The 22,680-nt window shown below is 68.3% G+C and carries 16 protein-coding genes; 10 read left to right on the forward strand and 6 right to left on the reverse strand.

What is annotated here, in order from left to right:
- Window position 1: 1 nt before the first annotated feature.
- The 5 genes from N1027_RS10785 to N1027_RS10805 all read left to right on the forward strand — a co-directional run bounded on the left by N1027_RS10785 (window position 2) and on the right by N1027_RS10805 (window position 4,200).
- A complete protein-coding gene (locus N1027_RS10785; RefSeq protein WP_259507619.1) occupies window positions 2-688 on the forward strand; it encodes an aggregation-promoting factor C-terminal-like domain-containing protein in 687 nt (228 codons plus the stop codon).
- Between the two features lie 5 nt (window positions 689-693).
- Window positions 694-1,344, forward strand: a complete 651-nt coding sequence (locus tag N1027_RS10790; protein WP_259507620.1) for an aggregation-promoting factor C-terminal-like domain-containing protein — start codon at window positions 694-696, stop codon at window positions 1,342-1,344.
- 76 nt (window positions 1,345-1,420) lie between these two features.
- Window positions 1,421-3,058 (forward strand): Na+/H+ antiporter, encoded by a 1,638-nt coding sequence (locus N1027_RS10795; protein ID WP_259507621.1) that lies wholly within the window; start codon window positions 1,421-1,423, stop codon window positions 3,056-3,058.
- 85 nt (window positions 3,059-3,143) lie between these two features.
- Window positions 3,144-3,440 carry an Rv1322 family protein gene (locus tag N1027_RS10800; RefSeq protein WP_259507623.1) on the forward strand — a complete coding sequence of 99 codons (297 nt, stop codon included), beginning with the start codon at window positions 3,144-3,146 and terminating at the stop codon, window positions 3,438-3,440.
- 37 nt (window positions 3,441-3,477) lie between these two features.
- Window positions 3,478-4,200 carry an alpha/beta hydrolase gene (locus N1027_RS10805; protein ID WP_259507972.1) on the forward strand — a complete coding sequence of 241 codons (723 nt, stop codon included), beginning with the start codon at window positions 3,478-3,480 and terminating at the stop codon, window positions 4,198-4,200.
- Window positions 4,201-4,207: 7 nt separating this feature from the next.
- On the opposite strand, the gene N1027_RS10810 is transcribed toward N1027_RS10805, so the two are convergent.
- A complete protein-coding gene (locus N1027_RS10810) occupies window positions 4,208-5,263 on the reverse strand; it encodes an AI-2E family transporter (RefSeq protein WP_259507624.1) in 1,056 nt (351 codons plus the stop codon).
- A 181-nt stretch (window positions 5,264-5,444) separates the two neighbouring features.
- Here N1027_RS10810 and N1027_RS10815 point away from each other — a divergent pair, with 181 nt between their 5' ends.
- Together N1027_RS10815 and N1027_RS10820 are read left to right on the forward strand one after the other, a co-directional pair.
- A complete protein-coding gene (locus N1027_RS10815; RefSeq protein WP_259507627.1) occupies window positions 5,445-7,259 on the forward strand; it encodes a DUF8094 domain-containing protein in 1,815 nt (604 codons plus the stop codon).
- Between the two features lie 2 nt (window positions 7,260-7,261).
- Window positions 7,262-8,245 (forward strand): tetratricopeptide repeat protein, encoded by a 984-nt coding sequence (locus N1027_RS10820; protein WP_259507974.1) that lies wholly within the window; start codon window positions 7,262-7,264, stop codon window positions 8,243-8,245.
- Between the two features lie 311 nt (window positions 8,246-8,556).
- Here N1027_RS10820 and glgB read toward each other — a convergent pair whose 3' ends face one another.
- Window positions 8,557-10,776, reverse strand: coding sequence for a 1,4-alpha-glucan branching protein GlgB (gene glgB / locus N1027_RS10825; RefSeq protein WP_259507628.1), 2,220 nt, complete (start codon window positions 10,774-10,776; stop codon window positions 8,557-8,559).
- The gene (locus N1027_RS10830; RefSeq protein ID WP_259507630.1) at window positions 10,776-12,833 is read right to left on the reverse strand and encodes a maltotransferase domain-containing protein; all 2,058 of its coding nucleotides are present in this window, start codon (window positions 12,831-12,833) and stop codon (window positions 10,776-10,778) included. Before N1027_RS10830 ends, glgB begins: the two co-directional genes overlap by 1 nt.
- Window positions 12,834-13,048: 215 nt before the next feature.
- Between N1027_RS10830 and glgP the strand changes: the two genes are divergently transcribed.
- Window positions 13,049-15,631: an alpha-glucan family phosphorylase gene (gene glgP, locus N1027_RS10835; protein ID WP_259507632.1), complete on the forward strand. Its 2,583-nt coding sequence runs from the start codon at window positions 13,049-13,051 to the stop codon at window positions 15,629-15,631.
- Between the two features lie 72 nt (window positions 15,632-15,703).
- Here glgP and N1027_RS10840 read toward each other — a convergent pair whose 3' ends face one another.
- Window positions 15,704-16,321 (reverse strand): TetR/AcrR family transcriptional regulator, encoded by a 618-nt coding sequence (locus tag N1027_RS10840; RefSeq protein ID WP_259507633.1) that lies wholly within the window; start codon window positions 16,319-16,321, stop codon window positions 15,704-15,706.
- A gap of 78 nt (window positions 16,322-16,399) precedes the next feature.
- Here N1027_RS10840 and N1027_RS10845 point away from each other — a divergent pair, with 78 nt between their 5' ends.
- Window positions 16,400-17,854, forward strand: coding sequence for a DHA2 family efflux MFS transporter permease subunit (locus N1027_RS10845; protein WP_259507635.1), 1,455 nt, complete (start codon window positions 16,400-16,402; stop codon window positions 17,852-17,854).
- Window positions 17,855-18,046: 192 nt separating this feature from the next.
- Here N1027_RS10845 and glgX read toward each other — a convergent pair whose 3' ends face one another.
- The gene (glgX, locus tag N1027_RS10850; protein WP_259507637.1) at window positions 18,047-20,113 is read right to left on the reverse strand and encodes a glycogen debranching protein GlgX; all 2,067 of its coding nucleotides are present in this window, start codon (window positions 20,111-20,113) and stop codon (window positions 18,047-18,049) included.
- A 50-nt stretch (window positions 20,114-20,163) separates the two neighbouring features.
- Between glgX and N1027_RS10855 the strand changes: the two genes are divergently transcribed.
- A complete protein-coding gene (locus N1027_RS10855) occupies window positions 20,164-21,507 on the forward strand; it encodes a cysteine desulfurase family protein (RefSeq protein WP_259507639.1) in 1,344 nt (447 codons plus the stop codon).
- Window positions 21,508-21,629: 122 nt separating this feature from the next.
- Here the strand turns inward: N1027_RS10855 and N1027_RS10860 are convergent, their stop codons facing one another.
- Window positions 21,630-22,607, reverse strand: coding sequence for an endonuclease/exonuclease/phosphatase family protein (locus tag N1027_RS10860; protein ID WP_259507641.1), 978 nt, complete (start codon window positions 22,605-22,607; stop codon window positions 21,630-21,632).
- Between the last annotated feature and the right edge of the window lie 73 nt (window positions 22,608-22,680).

A 22,680-nucleotide genomic window follows, 5' to 3' on the forward strand; every position in this document is an offset into this window, starting at 1 on the left:
CGTGGCCAAGCACTCCCTGATCGAAGCGCGCACGCAGACCTCAACCCAGGTTCGTGGCGTCGGTCGGCGAACCACGAACCTCGGCCGGTTCTCGTTGCAGATGCTCGGACTGGCGGCGGTGACGGCCTGCGCCTTCGTCACCGTGGTGGCTCCGAATGTCGGGGCCACAGCCACCGCGTCATCGTCGTTCGACGGCGACTTCTCGGAGGGCCAAGCCACGGCGCAGACGCTCAGCGTGAACGGCACGGTCTCGGCGAGCGTCTTCCGAGACGCCTACGGCGTGACCGAGGCGCCGAAGCCCGTGCCCGTCGTCATCGAGGCGAAAGCCGACACCGGCACGAGCGCCGACACGGGGTGCCCCGACCCCGATCTGGCGGTCGCCGACCCCGCCGGAGCCCAAGTCGTCGCCGCCGCGCTCGCCGCCGAACGCGGTTGGACCGGCGCACAGTTCGACGCGCTCGTCGCACTGTGGAGCCGCGAATCCGGATGGCGCGTCAATGCGCTGAACAGCTCGAGCTGCGCCTATGGCATTCCGCAGGCCCTTCCCGGCAAGAAGATGGGCGACGTGGCACCGGATTGGCAGACCAATCCCGCCACGCAGATCACCTGGGGCCTCAATTACATCCAAGGCAGGTACGGCGATCCCATCGCAGCACTTGCGCATTCCGACGCAGAGCACTGGTATTGATACCGATGCATTCCACACGCACCTCCACGAACCCCGTCATCCGCACGGGCATTCAGGTGATGGCATTCGGCGTCGCGGCCGCATTCGTGCTGCTCTTCGCGGTCGATCCTCATTCCGTCGGCGCCAACGCGTCGCAGAACTTCGAGCCGACCGTCGTCGCCGCGGCGGGCGGCGAGCAGTCGCTCGATGTGGCGGCCGGATCGGCCCAATCGGTGACGCGCGACGGCTACACGGTGAAAGATCCGCCCGCTCCGGAGCCCGTGGTGGTGCCGGTCGCGGTGAAGGCTGAGCCCTCGACCGACGCTCCCGCTGCCGCAGGAGCCGGCTGCGAGGCGAACGTGGTTCCGACGCCGGGCCCGCCCGCGCCCGGGTCGTTGCAGGACATCGCCTACCAAGCCGTCATGGGCTATGGGTGGGGCGAGCAGAACTACTACTACCTGCTGGCGCTCTGGAACCGGGAGTCGGGCTGGAACCCGACCGCATCGAACCCGTCCGGCGCCTACGGAATCCCCCAAGCCCTTCCCGGCAGCAAGATGGGCCCGGGCTGGGAGTCCGACCCCAATGTGCAGATCAACTGGGGTCTGCAATACATCGCTGGCTCCTACGGCACGCCCTGCGAGGCCTGGGCCACGTCGGAGAACCAAGGCTGGTACTAGGACTCACGCGGTGACCCTTCCAGGCGCATCCGTCATCCGACCGCGGCGTGCCCGGGGCGTTCAGTAGGCTGAGCGCATGAGGCCCGAGATCGTCGCAGTGATCTGCCTGATCATCATCGTCGGTGTCTCCGTCCTCTCCCCGAGGCTGCGGCTGGCGACGCCGATCGTGCTCGTGGTGATCGGCATCCTGATCTCGCTGATTCCCGGCGTACCCCCCGTGCACATTCCCTCGGAGATCATCCTCGCCGGCGTGCTTCCGCCCCTGCTGTACTCGTCGGCGATCAACCTGCCGCTGGTCGACTTCCGCAAGAACTTCGGCGCCATCTCGATGCTGTCGGTGCTGCTCGTGATCGTCAGTGCCCTCATCACCGGCTTCCTGCTGTTCATGATCCTGCCCGACCTGAACCTGGCAGCAGCGATCGCGCTGGGCGCCGTGATCAGCCCCACGGATGCGGTGGCCGCGACGTCCATCGGCAAACGCCTCGGAATGCCGCCGCGACTGATCGCAGTGCTCGAAGGCGAGAGCCTCGTGAACGACGCGTCGGCGCTGGTGCTGCTGCGCACGGCGATCGGCGCGACGTCCGGCACACTGGCGTTCGCCGGCGCCGGCGGGGTGGCGCTCGACTTCGCCTACTCGTCCGTCGTGGCCGTCGCAGTGGGCCTGGCCGTCGGGTTCGTGACCGTGTTCCTGCGATCCAAGTTGAGCGACTCGGTGCTCACGACCGCGGTCTCGTTCGTCATCCCCTTCATCGCCTACATCCCCGCCGAGACGATCGGCGCATCCGGAGTGCTTGCCGTCGTGGTGGCCGGTCTCTACACCGGGCACATGGGGGCGAGGTATTTCTCCGCATCGACCCGCATCAGTGAGCGGCTGAACTGGCGCACGATCCAGTTCCTGCTGGAGAACGGCGTGTTCTTGTTGATGGGCCTCGAGTTGAAGGACATCTTCATCGCCGCCATTCAGGAGAGCGACGAGAACGACAATCTCAATGCCGTCGGAGCGGTGGTGCTCGGCCTCGGCGCGGCGCTGGTGCTGTTGCTCGTCCGCTTCGCCTTCGTGACACCGCTGCTGTCGGTGCAGAGAGCCCGGGCACGGCGACGAGACCCCACGGGCGCCGAAGCCCTCGAGGCGACCGGCTGGAAGGGCGGTGTGGTGCTCTCGTGGGCCGGGATGCGAGGGGTCGTCACCGTTGCGGCCGCCCAGTCGCTGCCGGAGGCGACCCCCTACCGCAACCAGCTCGTGCTCATCGCCTTCACGGTCTCGATCGTCACCCTCGTCTTGCAGGGCGGAACTCTGCCGTGGATCCTCCGGATCACGAAGCTGAAGGGCGTCGACGAGCTCGCCGATCACACCGAGTTCGCCACCCTCGTCGACGAACTGCGGGCCGCGGGGCTGCAGGTGCTCGAGAGTCCGGAGATCAGTCTGCCGAGCGGTGAGCGGGTCGACGAGAGCGTGGTCGACCGGGTGCGGAGCGACGCCGATCTGCGCAGCGAATCGGCGTGGGAACGCGCCCACTCCGAGAACGAGTCGGTGGGTGCGCCGCATCGGCAGTACCGGGTGCTGCGGCTCGAGGTGCTGAAGGCCGAGCGATCGGCGCTGCTCGATGCGCGCCGGCGAGGAGAGTACGCCTCGCGCATCCTGGTGCGGGCGCAGCTCATGCTCGATCAGGAGGAGTCGCGGCTGCAGCAGACCGACGGCTCCGACATGCGCTGACGCTCTCACCATCAGCCGGGGAGGCCTCGGCGGCCTCCCAGCCGTCGGCCGACATGGGAACCACGGGCGCTCCTAGAATGGGTGCATGCCTCGCAACAACCGTCCGCGCCGACGCGCGGGTGACGGCGACGAGGAATCCGATCTGACGCACCTGATGACCGGATGGCGCCGCGTCGAGCATCGTCGCGACGGCGACTGGAACGTACAGCCCGTCTCTGGTGCTTCTGCCGTGAAGGAATACCTCTGCCCGGGCTGCGGCCTGGTGGTGTCACCCGGCGTCGCCCACCTGGTTACCTGGCGTGCCGACGGCGTGCTCGGCGATGCGAGCGACCTGGCCGCCCGACGGCACTGGCACAGCCACTGCTGGAGAATCGGGGCCTGACCGTGACCGACATGAGGAGTCCGACGCCGTGACCGAGATCGAGATCCGCAGCGCCACCGAGCTGCCCGCGCGCCGCGAGGAGATCGAGCTGCACACCGACGACGGGCACATCCTGGTCGGCGAACTCGCCCTGCCGCTCTCGGGCGACCCGGTCGCGACGCTGGTGACGCTGCATCCGCTGCCCACCCACGGCGGATTCATGGACTCGCACATCTTCCGCAAGGCTGCCGCCCGCCTTCCCGCCCTCGCCGACCTCGCGGTGCTGCGGTTCAACCTGCGGGGCGTCAGCTCACCACGGGGCACGAGCGGTGGCGCCTTCGACGGAGGCGACAGCGAACGATTCGACGTGAAGGCCGCGATGGACTTCGTCGCCGATCGCGGCCTGCCGCACCCGTGGCTCGTCGGATGGTCGTTCGGCACCGAACTGGTGCTGCGCTACGGAGCCCAGTACCCGATCGACGGCGCCATCCTGCTCTCCCCGCCGCTGCACCGCGCGAGCGCTGAGGATGTCGCCGCGTGGGAGGGCAACGGCAAACGCCTCGTGGCGGTCATTCCCGAGTTCGACGACTATCTGCGGCCCGCCGAGGCGCGGGAGCGCTTCGCATCCGTGCCGAGCGTCGAGCTCGTGGAGGTCGAGGGCGGCAAGCATCTCTGGGTGGGGGAACTGCAGACCCGGCGGGTGCTCGACGAGATCGTCGCGCGCGTCAACGCCGCCGCCTACCCCTTGCCGACCACGTACGCGTCGTCGTCGACCGACTGAGCGCGGCTCAGCGTTCGTTCTGGATCGGGATGACGACCTGCTTGATGATGAGCAGGAACGACGCCGCGATCGGGATGGCGATGAGCGCCCCGAGCACGCCGAGCAAGGTGCCGCCGGCTAGAGCCGCGATGACGACGATCGATCCCGGCACCGACACGGCGCGGTTCATGATCTTGGGACTCAGCAGGTAGGCCTCCACCTGCATGTACACGATGTAGTAGATGGCGGCCACGAGCGCGGTGAGCGGCGATCCGAGGCCGGGGATGAGGCAGACCAGAACGATGATCACCGAGCCGGAGAGCGTGCCGACCAGCGGGATCAGTGAGAGCATGCCGGCGAGGAAGGCCAGCACGGCCGAGAACGGTGCGTTGATGATGGACAGGAAGATGAAGCTCAGCACGCCGTTGATGAGGCCGAGACTGATCTGACCGACCACGTAACGGCCGACCGCCCCCGTGACCTGCTCGCTGAGGTCGGCGAAGCGCTCGCGCTTCGAGGCCGGCACCAGGCGGTAGACCGCGCGCTTCATGCCGTTCAGCGACGCCGTGAAATAGAGGGTGAGGATCAGCACGATGATGGCGCCGAACACGCCGCTCGCGATACCGATGCCCACTTCGAGCGCGCCACCGGCGAGAGCGGTGACGTTTCCGGCGTCTTTGAAATAGTCGACGACGGCGTTGTAGACCTCGTTGACGTCGATGAAACCGCCGAGCTGCTCTGTGACCGTGTCGCGCCAATTCTGGTCGAGGATCTGGTTGATGAGGTTCGGCACCAGCGTGATCAATTGGGAGGTCTGCTCGACGATGATGGGCACCACGGCGAACACCAGGCCTGTGAAGACGCCCAGAACTGCTACGAGAACGGTGAGGATCGCGAGCCAGCGCGGCCAGTGCTTCCGCTCGAGCCAGGAGACGATCGGATCGAGGCCCAGAGCGATGAAGATCGCCACGCCGATGTAAGTGAGGATGGTGGCCAAACTCGCCACGGCACCAAGGATCAGAAGGCCGACACCCACCCCGAGCGTTGCGACGAGTCCGAGGGTGAACGCGTTCTGGATCTTCACTCAGTTGCTCCCTCGAAGGCGTCGTCCGGGTGGGCGTTGCTCAATACTACGGGGCCGTGGAGGTCACGATCCGGTATCTCCGCGCACCCCGATCGTGTCGTAGTGAACGCCCCCTGAACGTTCGCTGTGGGAGACTGTCGGCGGCATCGGCTATCTTTTAATGTCTTTGTCAGGAGTCTTCGTGCGCTTTATCTTCGCCATCTTCGCCTTCATCATCGCGACCGCGCTGATCGGCGCCGGTGTCGCGCAGCGAACCGTGTTCCTTCCCCCGAGCACGGTCGTCTCGTCGGTGACCCTCGACGGCGACGAGTCCTACGCTCTCATCGACTCGTCGGCTCTCACCGCGCACGCCGGTAAGCAGACGGTCGTGCTGAGCGGGAGCGACACGGTCTTCGCGGCCTACGGGCGCACGGCCGACGTGGAGGCATGGCTCGACGGCTCCGAATACGCGTCGATCGGTTACGACGCCGACAGCGGCGAGCTGACGTCGACGACCGTCGCGGCAAATCCGGATGCGGCCGACAACGTGGCCAGCGGCTCGGCGAACCCGGCCGACAGCGATCTGTGGCTCGAACAGTTCACCTCCGACGACGCGATGTACCGCACTCTCGCCCTGCCCGCCGGGTATTCGATGATCGTCGCCTCCGACGGCACGCAGCCCGCGCCCACGCAGATCCGCCTGTCGTGGCCCATCCCGAACGCAACGCCCTGGGTCGGCCCACTGATCGTGGCGGGCATCGCCTTCCTGCTGGCCGGCCTCGTGCTTCTGGTGCTCGGTCTCCTGCACATGCGGCGCTCGCAGCGTCCGCGCCGGAAGCCCCCGGCACTACCGAAGGGCAAGCGCTTCTCTTCTTCACGTACGAACGCCATCGAATCCGGTGTCAAGCGAAGCCGGCGGTCGATCGCTCCGGCCATCGCCGTGCCGATCGCCCTCGCATCGCTCGTGGCCCTCGGCGGCTGCTCCGCTGACTACTGGCCCCAGGCTGCAGGTCCGGCGACCGGTTCGTCGACTGCTCCGGCCACGCCCGCCGCCTCCGATGCGGCCGCGACACCCGACCCCGACGCGCCGGTTGCGGTCGACGACGCCGACGACACGCCGACGCCCGCCGTCACCGAAGCTCAGCTCGAGGGCATCGTCGCGAACATCTCCTCGGTGACCGCCGCAGCCGACGCGGCCAGCAGCAAAGACGAGTTGGCCGACCGGTTCACCGGGCCCGCCCTCGACCTGCGGTCAGCGACCTACGCGATCCGTGCCGGCTACCCGGAGTACCCGGCCCCCCAGGCCATTCCAGCGGGGCCACTGCAGGTCGTGCTCCCGCAGGCCACCGACTCCTGGCCGAAGACGGTGTTCACCATCGTGCAGGGCACGGACACCACGGTTCCGCCCGTGGCACTGATGCTCGTGCAGGAGACGCCGCGCTCGAACTACAAGGTGTACTACGAGATCACCCTCGAGCCCGACACGAGCCTTCCCCCGGTGGCGGCCGCGAGCGTCGGTACGACCCGCCTCCCGCTCGACACGAAGCTGCTCACGATGACGCCCGACGAGTTGAAGACGGCATACGCCGACATCCTGTCTGTCGGTGACGCGAGCCAGTACATCGACAAGATCGATGCAACCGGCGACACCCTGCGCACCCAGGTGGGCGTCGACTACAAGAACGCCAAGAAGGCCGGCATCGGGTCGTCGGCCACGATCGACTTCGCTCAAGTGCCCGGCACGGGGGAGAGCATCCCCTTGGCCACGAGCGACTCCGGGGCCCTGGTGGCCGTCGACCTCCGCGAGTCGGAGACGGCGAAGCCGATCGAGTCGGGTGCCACCGTGAGCGCGGAGGGCGCCGTGAAGGCGCTGTCGGGCATCACGGAGACGGCGAAGGGCGTCGAGGCGACCTACGGCTATCAGCTGCTGTTCTACATCCCTCCGTTCGGAGACCCAGGTAAGGCAGAGCTCCTCGGCTTCTCGCAGGGGCTCGTGCAAGCGAAGGAGTTGCCGTGAGCATGCCCCCGCCCCCCGCAGGAAATCTGCGCGGAGCCGTCGACCTGTCGTCGCTCGTGAACCGACCTGCACCCGGAGCCCCGGGTGCGCCGGGAGTCGCGGGCGGTCCGAACGGAGCGGGTGCTGCCGGAGCTCCCGGTGCCGTCGCCGGTGTGGTGCCCTCGCTGATTCTCGAGGGCGACGACGCGAACTTCACCCAGTTCATCGAGCTGTCGAACTCGGTTCCCGTCATCGTCGACCTTCGCGCCGAGTGGGCCGAGCAGAGCAAGGAGCTCAGCGCCGTGCTCACGAGCGTGGTCACGAGCTACGCGGGCCGCGTGGTGCTCGTCGGCGTCGATGTCGAAGCGAACCCGCAACTCGCGCAGGCTTTCCAGGCTCAGTCGGTGCCCACGGTCGCCGCCCTCGTCGGCGGTCGGCCGGTGTCGCTGTTCCAAGGCAACTACCCCGAGCAGGAAGTGCGCGCCGTCGTCGAGCAGGTGCTGCAGCTCGCCGCCCAGAACGGTGTCACCGGCACGGTGACGGTGGAGGGCGCCGACCCGGATGCCGAACCGGCCGAGCCCGTCGAAGAGCCTCTGCCCCCGCATCACGCGGAGGCCTACGAGGCAATCTCGCAGGGCGATTACGCGACTGCGATCACCGAGTACCAGACCGCCATCGCCCAGAACCCACGCGACGCCCTCGCGGTCGCAGGCCTGGCGCAGGTGAAGCTGCTCGCACGCCTGCAGGACAAGTCGCTCGACGACATCCGCAACGCGGCAGCCGCGAACCCGGCCGACCTGGATGCCCAACTCCTGGTCGCAGACCTCGACCTCTCCGGCGGTCACGTCGACGATGCGTTCGACCGGTTGCTCACGCTCTTCCCGAAGCAGGACCAGGCGGGCAAGGATGCGATCCGCACGCGTCTCCTGGAACTCTTCGAGGTCGTCGGGGTGGAGGACCCCAGGGTTGCCGCGGCACGCAGGCGACTGGCTGGATTGCTGTACTAGGCGCTTCGTCGCTGGGCTGGGGGCGTAGGTACCGCCCCGCCACTCTTCGGGCTCGCCCGGCCTTCGGCTGGGCGGGCCCTTATTGCTCGCGCCGCCGCTTCTGCGGCGCGAGGCGACATGTTCGCGTGAGGTCGCTTCGCGGCCTCGCGCTCACCCTGGGTCGTTCGGGAGCGGCCTGTTGCCTGCGATGCCGTTCCGTTCCCTCTTCGGACCGAACGCGCAGCGGAGGGCGGCGGGTTTTTGCCTCCCGCCGCCTTTGAGCTCCGCTCAACCCCTAGGCGGGAGGTGAAAACCCGCCGCCCTCCGCGTCACTACCCTTTGTGAGGCTTGAGATACAGGGCCGCAAGAGGTGGCAGCGTCAACTCCACCGACGCCGGACGCCCCGACCACGGCACGTACTCGGCCTCGACGGTGCCGTAGTTGCCGACGCCCGACCCGCCGTACTCCACGGCATCCGTGTTGACCAGCTCGTCCCACCGGCCACCGAACGGCAGGCCGACGCGATACGGCCCCACCGGGTTGCCCGAGAAGTTCATCAGGATGGCGATCGGGTTGCCCTCGGAGTCCCAGCGCAGGAACGACACGAGGTTCTGTGACGACGACCCGCCGTCGATCCACTCGAAACCGGCCGGCTCGTTGTCGAGCGCCCACAGTGCAGGATTCTCGCGGTAGACGGTGTTCAGACGTGACACGAGCCCCAGCAGCTGCTGGTGAACCGGCTGGTCGAGAATCCACCAGTCGAGTCCGCGCTCTTCGCTCCACTCCGACGGCTGCCCGAACTCCTGCCCCATGAACAACAACTGCTTGCCCGGGTGCGCCCACATGAAGCCGAGGTAGGCCCGCAGGTTGGCGAGTTTCTGCCAGTGGTCGCCCGGCATCTTCTGCAGCAGCGAGCCCTTGCCGTGCACGACCTCGTCGTGCGAGATCGGCAGCATGAAGTTCTCGCTGAAGGCGTAGAGGAACGAGAAGGTGATCTCGCCGTGGTGGTAGCTGCGATACATCGGATCCTGCTCGATGTAGCCGAGCGAGTCGTGCATCCAGCCCATGTTCCACTTCATGCCGAAGCCGAGGCCGCCCCGATCGGTGGGGTGGGTGACGCCGGGCCACGAGGTCGACTCCTCGGCGATCATCACGATGCCCGGGTTCGTCTTGTAGGCCGTGGCGGTGACCTCCTGCAGCAGGCTGATCGCTTCGAGGTTCTCGCGCCCGCCGTACTGGTTCGGCAGCCACTCGCCCTCCTTGCGGGAGTAGTCGAGGTAGAGCATGCTCGCCACGGCGTCGACGCGCAGTCCGTCGATGTGGAACTCCTCGAGCCAGTAGAGCGCGTTGGCCACCAGGAAGTTGCGCACCTGGCTGTTGCCGAAGTTGAACACGAGAGTGCCCCAGTCGGGCTGTTCGCCGCGACGCGGGTCCGGATGCTCGTACAGCGCCTCGCCGTCGAACCGGGCGAGCGCCCACTCGTCTTTCGGGAAGTGTCCAGGCACCCAGTCCATGAGCACGCCGAAGCCCGCCTGGTGCAGCCGGTCGATCAGGTAGCGCAGGTCGTCGGGGTGGCCGAATCGCGAGGTGGGCGCGTAGTACGAGGTGACCTGGTAGCCCCACGAGCCGCCGAACGGATGCTCGGCCAGCGGCATGAACTCCACGTGCGTGAACCCGAGATGCTGCAGGTAGGGGATGAGTTCGTCGGCGACCGAGCGGTAGTCGAGCCCCTTCTTCCACGAACCGAGGTGCATCTCGTAGACGCTCATCGGGCTGGTGTGGGGGTTCGTGGCGGCCCGTGTGCGCATCCACTCGCCGTCATCCCACGCGTAGGAGCTGGTGCCGATCACCGATGCGGTGAGCGGCGGCACCTCGGTGTACCGGGCCATCGGGTCGGCCCGGCGCACCCACTGGTCGCCTTGGGTGAGGATCTCGAACTTGTAGTTGCCACCGGTCGTGAGGTCGGGGATGAACAGCTCCCAGACCCCGGTGCCGCCGAGGCTGCGCATGGCGTGGCGCACGCCGTCCCAGCCGTTGAAGTCGCCGATCACGCGCACGGCCTTGGCATGCGGCGCCCAGACCGCGAAGGCGGTTCCGGCCGAAGCCGCATCGACGCCCTGCTTCTCTTCGACGCGCGAGCCGAGCACGTCCCAGAGCTTCTCGTGCCGGCCCTCGCCGATGAGGTGCAGGTCGAGGTCGCCGAGCGTGGGCGAGAAGCGGTAGGGGTCGTCGGCCGTCCAGACGCTGCCGTCGTCGTAGCGCGCCTCGATCACGTAGTCGTTCAGGCCCGTGATGGTGATGCCCTGCCAGATGCCGTCGAAGAGGTGGGTGAGCTGCGTGCGAGCCCCGTTCTCCAGCACCGCCGACACCTCGCTGGCGAGCGGGCGGAGGGTGCGGATGACCGTGACCGGGTCGGAGACGCCCGCCGCGTTCACGAGGTGCTGACCGAGCACCTCGTGCGGGTTGTAATACGACCCGGTGGCGACCCGCTGGAGCACCTCTTCGGGAATGGTGGGGAGGGTCAGGGCGATGGAGCCGTCGGGTGAGGCCATCAGGATGCGCCGCCTTCGTTGTGCCGACCGGAGCCGGGGGTGAGGTGCAGGATGTGCGCGGGCTGCGTGAACGCATCCAGTCGCACGTAATTGTCGGCCGACCATTCCCAGACGTTTCCGGAGAGCAGGTCGGTGACCTCGAAGCTCGCCCCGGCCGGGAGGCCGAGCAGCTCGAGATCGAGCCGCACGGTGGTCTCGCGCACGGAATGCGGGTCGACGTTGACGACCACGATGAGGGTGTCGGAGACCCCGTCGGGGGTGAACTCGCCGTCGAGGTGCTTGGAGTAGACCACGATCGAGTCGTCGTCGCTGCCGTGGAAGCGCAGGTTGCGCAGCTGGCCGAGTGCGGGGTGGGCGCGGCGGATCTCGTTCAGCAGCGTGATGTCGGGCACGATCGAACGCCCGTCTTGCGCGGCTCCGGCGAAGTCGCGCGCCTTGTACTCGTACTTCTCGTTGTCGATGTTCTCCTCGGCGCCCGGCCGAGCGACGTTCTCGATCAGCTCGAACCCCGAGTAGACACCCCAGGTGGGGGCGCCGGTCGCTGCGAGCACCGCACGGATGCGGTAGGCCGGCATCCCGCCGAACTGCAGGAACTCGGTGAGGATGTCGGGCGTGTTCACGAAGAGATTGGGGCGGAAGAAGGCATCCGTCTCCTGGGCGAGCCCGGTGAAGAACTCTTCGATCTCCGTCTTCGTGTTGCGCCAGGTGAAGTACGTGTACGACTGCTGGAAGCCGACCTTCGCGAGCCCTTGCATCGGCGCCGGGCGGGTGAAGGCCTCCGCGAGGAAGACGACCTCCGGATGCGCGGTGTTGACCTCGTGGATGATCCACTCCCAGAAATCGAGCGGCTTCGTGTGCGGGTTGTCGACCCGGAAGATCTTCACGCCGAGCCCGATCCAGTACTCCAGGATGCGCAGCGCTTCGGCGCGGATGCCCGACGAGTCGTTGTCGAAGTTGATCGGGTAGATGTCCTGATACTTCTTCGGCGGGTTCTCGGCGTACGCGATCGTGCCGTCGGGAAGCGTGGTGAACCACTCGGGGTGCGCTTTCACCCAGGGGTGGTCGGGGGAGGCCTGCAGGGCGAAGTCGAGGGCGATCTCGAGCCCCACCTTCTTCGCCGCCTTCACGAAGTACGTGAAGTCGGCGACCGTGCCGAGATCGGGGTGGATGGCGTCGTGGCCGCCGGCGGCACCGCCGATCGCCCAGGGCGAGCCCGGGTCGCCGGGCTGCGGGTCGAGGGTGTTGTTGCGGCCCTTGCGGTAGGCCTCGCCGATCGGGTGGATGGGCGGAAGGTAGAGCACGTCGAAACCCATGGCCGCGACATCCGGAAGCCGCTTGGCCGCACTCCGGAAGGTGCCGCTCTTCCAGCTGCCGTTCGCGGCCTGCTTGGCGCCGACCGAGCGAGGGAAGAACTCGTACCAGGCACCGGAGCCCGCCCGTGTGCGCTCGACGCGCAGGGGCATCCAGTCGGAGTGGGTGACGAGGCTCTGCGCGGGCCGGCGCTGCAGGGCCTCCGCCACCTCGGGGCCGTAAGCCAGGCCCAGACGCTCGGCGGCGGGGCCTGCGGTCTCGGTGAGCTGGGCGGAGACCCGGGCGAACAGCTGGCGGTCGGTGGCCGAGCGCTCGGCCTCGCCCGCCAGCCGCGTGAACAGCTGGGCTCCGATGGCGAACATCAACTCGGTGTCGATGCCGGCCGCGATCTTGATGGTGGCGTTGTGCTCCCAGGTGGCGTAGTCATCCGAATAACCACGGATGCGGAAGCGCCAGTCGCCGACGCTCGTGACCTGCGCGAGACCGCGCCACTCGTCGTCCCAGCTGTGCGTACGGGTGAGGGGACGGTCGGTCAGGGTGCCGTCAGGGGCTTCGAGTTCGAGGTGCGCGCCGACGGCGTCGTGGCCCTCGCGGAACACCAGTGCGCCGAAGGGCATGACCTCCCCGACGTAGCCTTTCGCCGGCCAGCGCCCGCCTTCGACCTGGGGAAAGACCTCCAGGATCGGAATCCGCCCTACCGCGGGCTCGAAGGGTGCCGCTGCCGTGTCGTTTCGAGTTGCTGCCACAGTCCGACCCTACCGACAAAGCACTCTCACGCAACGGTGCGCTGCTCCCGGGCCGGGGCGAGTATCGGAGATGTTCACGCGCTCGTCAGGTGCGTGCCTGCTGCCGGCGAGGGGCAGTTCTCCTGCGCACGCCCTAGGCTAGCGAGGGCCGTCTCCCTGCAACCCGGCGGTGATCGTTCGACCGGCGCTGCTGCGCCGATGAAGGAGATTCTCGCGTGAAGGCGATCCGCAGGTTCACCGTCCGATCCGTGCTGCCGGAGTCGCTCCAGGCGCTGGGGGAGCTCGCCGCGAATCTGCGCTGGGCCTGGCACGAGCAGACCCGGCAGATCTTCGCCCACATCTCGCCCGACGACTGGCGCGCCACCCAGGGGGATCCGGTCGCTCTGCTGGGCGCCGTGGGCCCGGAGCGGCTCGAACAGCTCGCGGCCGACCCGGGGTTCGTCGCCTGGGCGAACAGCCTGCGTGACGACTTGAACGCCTACCTCCGCGAACCGCGGTGGTATCAGGGGCTCGAAGGGCCGCGCCCGGCCTCGATCGGCTACTTCTCGCCGGAGTTCGGCATCGCGGCCGCCCTTCCCCAGTATTCGGGTGGGCTCGGCATCCTGGCCGGCGACCACCTGAAGGCCGCCTCCGACCTCGGAGTGCCGATCATCGGCGTCGGCCTGTTCTACCGCTCGGGCTACTTCACCCAGGCGATCTCGCGCGACGGTTGGCAGGAGGAGAGCTATCCCGTGCTCGACCCCGACGGCCTGCCGCTCTCGGTGCTGCGACTCGCCGACGGCACCCCCGCCCAGATCGTGCTGGCCCTGCCCGGCGATCGCGCGCTGTACGCCCGCATCTGGCAGGCCCAGGTCGGCCGGGTGCGCCTGCTCATGCTGGACACCGACATCCCCGACAACGACGACGACCTGCGCAGCGTCACCGACCGCCTCTACGGCGGCGGGGGAGAGCATCGCCTGCTGCAGGAGCTGCTGCTCGGCATCGGCGGAGTGCGCGCCCTCGAGGTGGTGTCGGAACTCACCGATTCGCCGATGCCGGAGGTCTATCACACCAACGAAGGGCACGCCGGATTCCAGGGTCTCGAGCGCATCTCGAGCCTCATCGGTGGCGGACTGAGCTTCGATGCGGCGCTGCAGGTCGTGCGGGCCGGCACGGTCTTCACCACGCACACGCCGGTTCCGGCCGGCATCGACCGGTTCGAGCGCTCGCTCGTCGAGCGGTACTTCTCGACCGACATGCTGCCGGGCCTCGACGTCGAGTCGGTACTGGCGATCGGCGCGGAGGACTACGACGGTGGTTCGCCCGACGTCTTCAACATGGCCGTGATGGGCCTGCGACTCGGACAGCGGGCCAATGGCGTCTCCCAGCTGCACGGCGCCGTGAGCCGAGGCATGTTCGCCGGCCTCTGGCCGGGATTCGACCGCGCCGATGTGCCGATCACCTCGGTGACGAACGGCGTGCACGCTCCCACCTGGACCGACCCTCTGTTGCAGGAGCTCGCGCGCACGAAGCTCGGCACCGGCGACACGACCGCGGCGGACTGGTCGTCCGACGCGGTGACGGATGCGGAGATCTGGGCCGTGCGCGGAGACATGCGGCGCCAGCTGGTGCAGGACGCCCGCCGCCGGGTCACGGAAGCCTGGCGCGACCAGAACCCCGACTCCATCCCGCCCGCCTGGTTCCAGAGCCTCCTCGACCCCTCGGTTCTGACCATCGGATTCGCCCGCCGCGTGCCCACCTACAAGCGACTCACGCTGATGCTGCACGACCCCGCACGGTTGAAGTCGATTCTGTTGAACCCCGAGCGGCCGATCCAGCTCGTGGTGGCCGGCAAGTCGCATCCGGCCGACGAGGAGGGCAAGCGGCTCATTCAGAAGTTCGTGCAGTTCGCCTCCGACCCCGAGGTGCGGCACCGGATCGTCTTTCTGCCGAACTACGACATCGGCATGGCCCAGGTGCTCTATCCGGGAACCGACGTCTGGCTGAACAACCCGCTGCGGCCGCTCGAGGCCTGTGGAACCTCCGGCATGAAGGCGGCGCTGAACGGAGGCCTCAACCTCTCGATTCTCGACGGCTGGTGGAACGAGTACTACGACGGCGAGAACGGGTGGGCGATCCCCACCGCCGACTCGGCGGGCGATGCCGAGGAACGCGACACCCTCGAGGCCGAGGCGCTCTACGACCTGATGGAGAATCAGGTCGCTCCGCGCTTCTACGATCGGGATTCGGACGGTGTGCCCGGGCACTGGATGCAGTCGATCCGGCACACCCTCTCCACCCTGTCGCCCGAACTCAGCGCCGATCGCATGGTGCGCGAGTACGTGCAGCGGCTCTACATCCCGGCCGCTGCGGCCGAACGCGTGATGTCCGCCGACGACCACGAGGCGGCGCGGGAGCTGTCGGAGTGGAAGGAGCGGGTTCGCGCGGCCTGGCCGGGCATCTCGGTGGTGCACGTGGAGTCGGGTGGACTCGACGACACGCCCCAGGTGGGCGACGTGCTGCACGTGCGGGCGCACATCCAGCTCGGCGGGCTCACGCCGCGCGACGTCGCCGTGGAGGTCGTCTACGGGCACGCGGTGCACGGTGACGACCTGAGCGATGCGGCGACGGTGGAGCTGTCGACGCCGCACCTCGGCGACGCGCACCCCTCCGCGCAGTCCGACGACTCGCCGCTCGTCTACTCGGGAACGGTGGAGCTCGCGCGAGCCGGCTCATTCGGGTACACCGTGCGGGTGGTGCCGAAGCACGCGAATCTGGCGTCAGCGGCCGAGTTGGGGCTCATCGCGGTCGCGCACTGACGAGTTTTTGTGCAAATAGCGATGACCGATGCCCTATATGGGGTCGGTCATCGCTATTTGCACAAAAACTAGTCACCCGGAGCGTGGCGGCATGCTCGTGGGCAGCGGCGGGTGGCCCTTGCGGATGAGATCGAGCTTCTCGGGGAACACCGTGCCCATCAGCTCGCGCACGGCGGGGTCGCCGGCGTAGTCGTCGAACAGCCGCACCGCCAACACGACGTTCGCCATCATGCCGCCCGCCAGGAACTCGGATGCCTCTTCAGCGCTCATTCCCGCCTCCTCGCGCAGCAGACGATAGACGTCCATGAAGCCGCATCGCGCCCGCGGGCCGATCACCGGGTCGGCACCGAGCACGAAGCCGTGCATGAGGTTCAGCAGGATGCTGCGATCGGCGGTGAGGGTGAAGTATGCGTTGCCGAGACGCCGGGCGATGGGCACCTCGGGGTCGCCGGCGATCGCCTCGCGGAAGGCCGCGATGATTCGGTCGAGCGCGCGATGCAGCACCTCGAGGAAGAGCTGCTCCTTGGTGCCGAACATCCGCACGACGTAGGGCTGGCTGACGCCGGCCGCGCGCGCCACCATGTCGGTCGTCGCGCCTGCGTAGCCCGCGTTGCCGAACACCGTCGACGCGGCATCCAGCACGAGCAAGCGGCGCTCGTCGGCCGCCATTCGGGGCTTCTTCTCGGTCACCCTTGACATGGTATCAGTTGATTACTTAGGGTGACACTTGTAATCATCCGATTACCTACTTCTTGAAAGGATTGCTCCTTGGCAATCACACAATCAGCGACCGGCCCGGTCGCTCAGGCATCGTCGGCGGGCGCGGCTCGGCGGCGCCGCATCCCCGTCTGGCTCGCCATCGTGGCGGCGTCGCTGCCCATGTTCATGGCCACCCTCGACAACCTCGTGGTGACGAGCGCGCTGCCGGTTCTCGGCGAGGAGCTCTCGGCCTCGGTCGAACAGCTGCAGTGGTTCGTCAACGCCTACACCCTCAGCTTCGCCAGCCTCATGCTCTTCGCGGTAGCGCTGGGCGACAGGCTCGGCCGCCGCACCGTCTTTCTCTGGGGAATCGGCATCTTCACGGTCGCGTCGGCTCTCTGCGCCGTGAGCACGGAGCCCTGGATGCTCATCGCCGCCCGTGCCGTGCAAGGAGCGGGTGCCGCGGCGCTCATGCCGCTGTCGCTCACGCTGCTCGTCGGCTCGGTCAGCGCCCGGATGCGTCCGCTGGCCATCGGGATCTGGGGTGGCATCTCCGGGCTCGGCGTGGCGCTCGGACCGCTCGTCGGCGGCGCAGTCATCCAAGGGTGGAACTGGGACGCGATCTTCTGGATCAACGTTCCCGTCGGCATCGTCACCTTCCCGCTCGTGCTGCTCGCGCTGCCGAACTCGTTCGGCGCTCGTCTCCGGGCCGACATCGTGGGCGTGGTGCTCGCCGGTGTCGGCGTGCTCGGGGTGGTCTACGGCATCATCCGGGGCAACGATGCGGGGTGGGGGAGCCTCGAGGTGCTGGGCTCGATCGTCGGCGGCGCGGCGCTGATCGCGGCCTTCGTGGTGTGGGAGTCGCGGGTGTCGAATCCACTGCTGCCGCTGCGGCTGTTCCGCGATCGGAGCTTCTCGGTGGCCAACGTCGTGGGGCTCGTGTTCAGTTTCGGCATCTTCGGGTCGATCTTCATCCTGATTCAGTTCTTGCAGATCGTGCAGGGCTCGTCGCCGCTGGAGGCCGGTGTGCAGACCATGCCGTGGACGCTGGCGCCCATGGTCATCGCGCCGCTCGCCGGGTTCATCGCACCGCGGGTCGGCACCCGGTTGCTGATCGTCGTCGGGCTGGCGTTGCAGGCGATCGGTGTGGGCTGGTTCGCTTCTAGGATGGCTGCGGATGTCTCCTACGGCACCCTGCTGCCGGCCTTCATCTTGGCGGGTGTCGGCATGGGCTTGGTGTTCGCCCCTTCGTCGACGGCCGTGCTCGCGAACATGACCCCGCAGGACAACGCGAAGGCCTCGGGCACCAACTCGACCTTGCGGGAGATCGGTGTCGCCCTCGGCATAGCCGCCCTCACGGCTATCTTCACGGGCGCCGGCGGCACGTTCACTCCCACCGGCTACGTGGATGCCGCAACCCCGGCGATCTGGGTGGGAGCCGCAGCCCTGGCGCTGGCTGCCCTCCTGGCCCTCCTCCTCCCAAGGGGCAGGGGAACGGCGCAGCAAGCCGCGGGCCGCGCTTAGCCGGCCTAAGGTGAGGCCGAGGCCGCGTCAGCGACCTCAGCCGAACATGTCGCCTCGCGCCGCAGAAGCGGCGGCGCGAGCACCGAGCGCCGAGCTACCCGGTAGGGCAGCTCAGCGCGGGCAGTGGCGGGGCGGTACCGAGTTCCATCGCCGCGGGCGCGGGGAACCCTCTGAGAACCCCAGTTCCAGCCCCTACACCGCGCGATACAACTGCATCGAGGTGGGTGCGACGTCCACCACCTGCCCGGGCGCGAAGCGGGGAACAGGCGCCTGGTGGGCCGACGGCACGTCCTGTGCCGAATCCCACAGCAGCTCGTAAGCAGACACGTCGTCGTGCAAGGGCAGCGTCACCCGCTCGGGCGCTTCGACGCCGTGGATGACGGTGAGGATGCGGTTGAAGTCCTCGTGCTCGGGCGTCGAGGCCGCGACGTAGATCAGGGTGCGGTTCTCGGGTGAGTTCCAATCGGAGACCGACATCGATTCGCCGGCTGCGTCGTACCAGTCCATCTGGCTGGCGCTCGGTGTGCGCTCGCCGAACACCCCGTACCGCACGGGTCGCAGTGCGGGATTCTCGCGGCGCATCCGGAGCAGGTGCTGGGTGGTGCGCCAGAGATCCTTCTGCCAGGTGCGCCTGTCCCAGCTGAGCCAGGTCAGTTCGGAGTCGTGGCAGTAGGCGTTGTTGTTGCCTTTCTGGCTGCGCCCGAACTCGTCGCCGGCGGTGATCATCGGTACTCCGGCCGAGAGCAGCAGGGTGCCCATCAGGTTGCGCATGGCGCGCCGCCGCGTCGACTCGATGGTGCGCGAAGAGGTGTGGCCCTCGATGCCGTGGTTGTACGACATGTTGTTGTCGCTGCCGTCGCGGTTCGCCTCCCCGTTGCCCACGTTGTGCTTGACGTTGTAGGCGGTGAGGTCGGCGAGGGTGAACCCGTCGTGGGCGGTGACGAAGTTGACCGACGCCAGCGGGCCGCGGGCTTGTGCGAAGGTGCTCGACGACCCGGCGATGCGCGTGGCGAGCATCCCGACCCCGTCTCCCGGCGAACCGTTCTCGCGGATCGACTTGATGTCGCGCAACCAGAATTTGCGCATCCGGTCGCGGAAGCGGTCGTTCCACTCCGACCACCCGCGGGGGAAGTTGCCCGTCTGCCAGCCGCCCATGCCCACGTCCCACGGCTCGGCGATCATCTTCACCCCGGCGAGCTCGGGGTCGTCGACGATGCCCTTGATGAGCGGATGCTCGTGGTCGAAGTAGTTGTCCTCGTTGCGCCCGAGGGTGGCCGCGAGGTCGAATCGGAAGCCGTCGATCTGCACGTCGTTCGCCCAGTACTTCAGCGAGTCGAGGATCATCCGCGAGACGGCCGGGGTCGCGGTGTCGATGGAGTTGCCGCATCCGGTCACGTCGATGTAGTCGCCGCGGCTGGTCTGCCGGTAGTAGCGCGCGTTGTCGATGCCGCGGAAACTCGAGGTGGGTCCGCCCCGACCCTCCTCGGCGGTGTGGTTGTAGACCACGTCGAGGATGACCTCGAGTCCCGCCTCGTGCAGCAGCTTCACCATGCCCTTGAACTCGCGGAGCACGGCTCCCGGCCCCTCGGCCTGCGCGGCGCGGCTCGCGTAGAGGTTGTGCGGGGCGAAGAAGCCGAGGGTGTTGTAGCCCCAGTAATTCGTGAGGCCCTGTTTCTGCAGTCGCTGCTCGGAGACGAAGGCGTGCACGGGCAGCAGTTCGACGGCCGTGACGCCGAGGCCCTTCAGGTAGCCGATGCTGGTCTCGTGGGCCAGGCCCGCGTAGGTTCCGCGCAAGTGCTCGGGGATGCGGGTGTTGAGCTTCGACAGCCCCTTCACGTGCGCCTCGTAGATGACGGTGTGGTCGAGCGGGGTCTGCGGTTTGGTGACGCCGTTCCAGTTGAACTCCTCGTCGATCACGACGCTCCGCCACTGTTCGCGGCCGGAGCGCACCAATCCGCGGGAGTAGGGATCGAGCAGCGCGATCTCCGGGTCGAAGGCGTTCATCGGCGCATCCGGGCCCGTCGGGCCGTCGACGCGCAAGGTGTAGCGGCGGCCGGGCGTCAGGCTGCGGGTGCGGGCCGTCCACACGTTCGAAGCCGCGTCGCGGGTGAGCGGAACGGTCTTCACGATCCAGTTCGGGTCTTTGTCGTCGTAGAGACAGAGGTCGATGGTCGTGGCGTTCTCCGACCACACCCGGATCTCGCCACCGTGAGAAGTCTGTCGAACGCCCATCCGAGCGAACGGATCGGCCGCAGTCATGAGACTTAGAGTAGTTGTCACCGATGATCCGCTGAAATCCGCAGGAATCCATGCCCGTCTACCTCGACCACGCCGCCACCACGCCGATGATCCCGGCCGCTCGCTCGGCCTACGTCGCCGCGCTCGGTCTCGTGGGCAACCCGTCGTCGATCCACAGTCAAGGGCAGCAGGCGAAACGGATGCTCGAGGAATCGCGCGAGGTCATCGCCGCGTCGCTCGGGGCCGAGCCGATCGAGGTGATCATCACCTCGGGGGGAACCGAGTCGATCAACCTGGGTATCAAGGGGCTGTACTGGGCGCGGCAGGGGTCTGAGGCTGGGGGGTCGCGGCCCGTCGTGCTGGTGCCGGGCGGAGAGCACCACGCCACCGTCGACGCCGTCGAGTGGCTCGCGCGGCACGAGGGGGCGCGCGTCGTGCAGCTGCCGGTGGATTCGCTGGGGCGGCTGTCACCTGAGGTCTTGGCGTCGGCGCTCGCCGAGCACGGCGCATCCGTCGCCCTGGTGTCACTGCTCTGGGCCAACAACGAGGTGGGCACGATTCAGGATGTCGCGGCGCTCGCCGCGGTGACGCGCAGTGCCGGGGTGCCGGTGCACGTCGACGCGGTCGCGGCTTACGGGTACCTGCCGATCTCGTTCGCGTCGGTGGGGGCGGATGCGCTGAGTATATCGGCGCACAAGATCGGTGGTCCGGTGGGGGTCGGGGCGCTCGTGGTGGCGCGGCGGAGTGTCGTTGAGCCGCTGATCCACGGCGGCAACCAGCAGCGGGTTCGGTCGGGCACGCAGGATGTGGCGGGCGCGGTGGCGTTTGCGGCCGCGGCCGCCCTGGTTCCGCAGGCTGCCCGGGTGCCGCAGGCAGGCGGTGCTTCGCTCGCTCGCGCGGGCGACGGGTTCGTGGGTGCGGCAGACGCGGGTGCGGGGGACGGGTTCGTGGGGGCGGGCGACGAGTTGGCGGGGGAGGACGGGTTCGCGGGGGCGGGCGACGGGTTCGTGTCGGAGCTCGCGGCGTTGCGTGATCGGCTGATCGCGGGTGTGCGGGCGGCGGTGCCGGATGCGGTGCTGCGCGGCGATCCGTCGCCTGCGGGCCGGCTGCCGGGCAACGCGCACTTCACGTTCCCGGGCTGCGAGGGCGATTCGCTGCTGTTCCTCCTCGACATGCAGGGTTTCTCGGTGTCGACGGGCTCGGCCTGCCAGGCGGGGGTGCCGGAGGTCTCGCACGTGCTGACGGCGATGGGCGTGCCCGACGACGAGGCGCGTGGCGCCCTCCGCTTCACCCTCGGCCACGGAACCACCCCCGCCGAGATCGACGCCCTGGTCGAGGCCCTCCCGGCGGCCTACGCGGCCGCCCGCAAGGCCGGCTTCGCCGACCGCCTCGTGTCGCCCGCCCCGCACCCCTGACGCCGAACAGGCGCCCTTCGCCGCGGCGTCGCTCGTCGTTTCGACGCTCCCGAACCGACGGTCGGCGCCCGCCAGGAGGTCGGGCGCGAACTGACGGTCGGCGCCCGCCACGAGGTTGGGCGCTACAGGTTGAGAGTGGTGAGCACTGCCAGGTGGTCGGAGGCGCCGGCCCGCAGGGTGCTGTTCGACGTGACCTCCATGCCGCGCTGCAGCACGTGATCGGGGCGCGTGATGGGCATGGCTGCCGGCCAGGTGAAGCCGAAGCCGCCGCCGGACTGGTTGGCCTCGCTCAGTTGACCGGTGAGCCCCGCGATGTTGCGGTCGGAGGAGCCGGCGTTGAAGTCGCCCACCATCAGGATGCGGTCGTTCTCGTCACGAGGGATGTAGTCGGCGAGGTTCGCGAGCATCGTGTCGCGATCGGCGTGCTCGCCGGGCCGAGCGGATGCCGCGTGGATGACGTAGATGCTCACCAGCCCCGTGGGCGTCTGCAGATCGGCGGCGATGGCACGCTGCCAGCCGAGGCCGAGATCGAGAGCTTGGGCGTTCAGGATGGGGTAGGTGCTCCATACACCCACCGTGCCGATTCCGTAGGAATAGGGGTACTTGTCGCTCAGCACGGCCTCGACCTGGTCGCGGGCGTCGGAGTCCATCTCCTGCAGAGCGATCACCTGGGCTCCGGATGCCGCGAGTGCGGTGGCCGAATCGGCGGCGGTTCCTGAATCGGCTTCCACGTTCTGGCTGGCGATGGTGAGGGTGTCACCGGATGCCGCGGGCGCACTCCAGGAAAGCGGAACGATCGCGGGCACGAACATGACCGACCACACCAGCGCCGGCACCAGTGCCGCGATGACGGCACCCTTGGCGCGGCTGATGAACGCGAGCACGAACAGCACCGGGATGGCCAGTCCGAACCAGGGGAGCGCCGACTCGACCACGAGACTGAACCCGAACAGCTCGGGGGCGAGCACGTGCAGAGCCGTTCCGGCGGCGAGAGCGAGGGCCAGAACGCAGACGAAGACAGCAAGGCCCGTTCGGATTCTCGGCCTCCGGCGCGGTTGGGGCTCTCGGGTCTCGCGCGGTGCCTCGAGAAGTGCTGACATCGCACTCATTCTGCACCGAGACGCTGTGCATTCACCCCATCCACTGATCGACTCGCGGACAGGCTGCGTGTCA

The sequence above is a fragment of the Herbiconiux aconitum genome (genome assembly GCF_024979235.1).
Classification (GTDB): domain Bacteria; phylum Actinomycetota; class Actinomycetes; order Actinomycetales; family Microbacteriaceae; genus Herbiconiux; species Herbiconiux aconitum.

What these genes read in the sequence shown, in the direction of transcription:
- N1027_RS10790 (WP_259507620.1), top strand. Translation starts at nt 694, where the DNA reads ATGCATTCCACACGCACCTCCACGAACCCCGTCATCCGCACGGGCATT.
- N1027_RS10795 (WP_259507621.1), top strand. Translation starts at nt 1,421, where the DNA reads ATGAGGCCCGAGATCGTCGCAGTGATCTGCCTGATCATCATCGTCGGT.
- N1027_RS10800 (WP_259507623.1), top strand. Translation starts at nt 3,144, where the DNA reads ATGCCTCGCAACAACCGTCCGCGCCGACGCGCGGGTGACGGCGACGAG.
- N1027_RS10820 (WP_259507974.1), top strand. Translation starts at nt 7,262, where the DNA reads ATGCCCCCGCCCCCCGCAGGAAATCTGCGCGGAGCCGTCGACCTGTCG.
- glgB (WP_259507628.1), bottom strand. Translation starts at nt 10,776, where the DNA reads ATGGCCTCACCCGACGGCTCCATCGCCCTGACCCTCCCCACCATTCCC.
- glgX (WP_259507637.1), bottom strand. Translation starts at nt 20,113, where the DNA reads ATGACTGCGGCCGATCCGTTCGCTCGGATGGGCGTTCGACAGACTTCT.
- N1027_RS10855 (WP_259507639.1), top strand. Translation starts at nt 20,164, where the DNA reads ATGCCCGTCTACCTCGACCACGCCGCCACCACGCCGATGATCCCGGCC.
- N1027_RS10860 (WP_259507641.1), bottom strand. Translation starts at nt 22,607, where the DNA reads ATGTCAGCACTTCTCGAGGCACCGCGCGAGACCCGAGAGCCCCAACCG.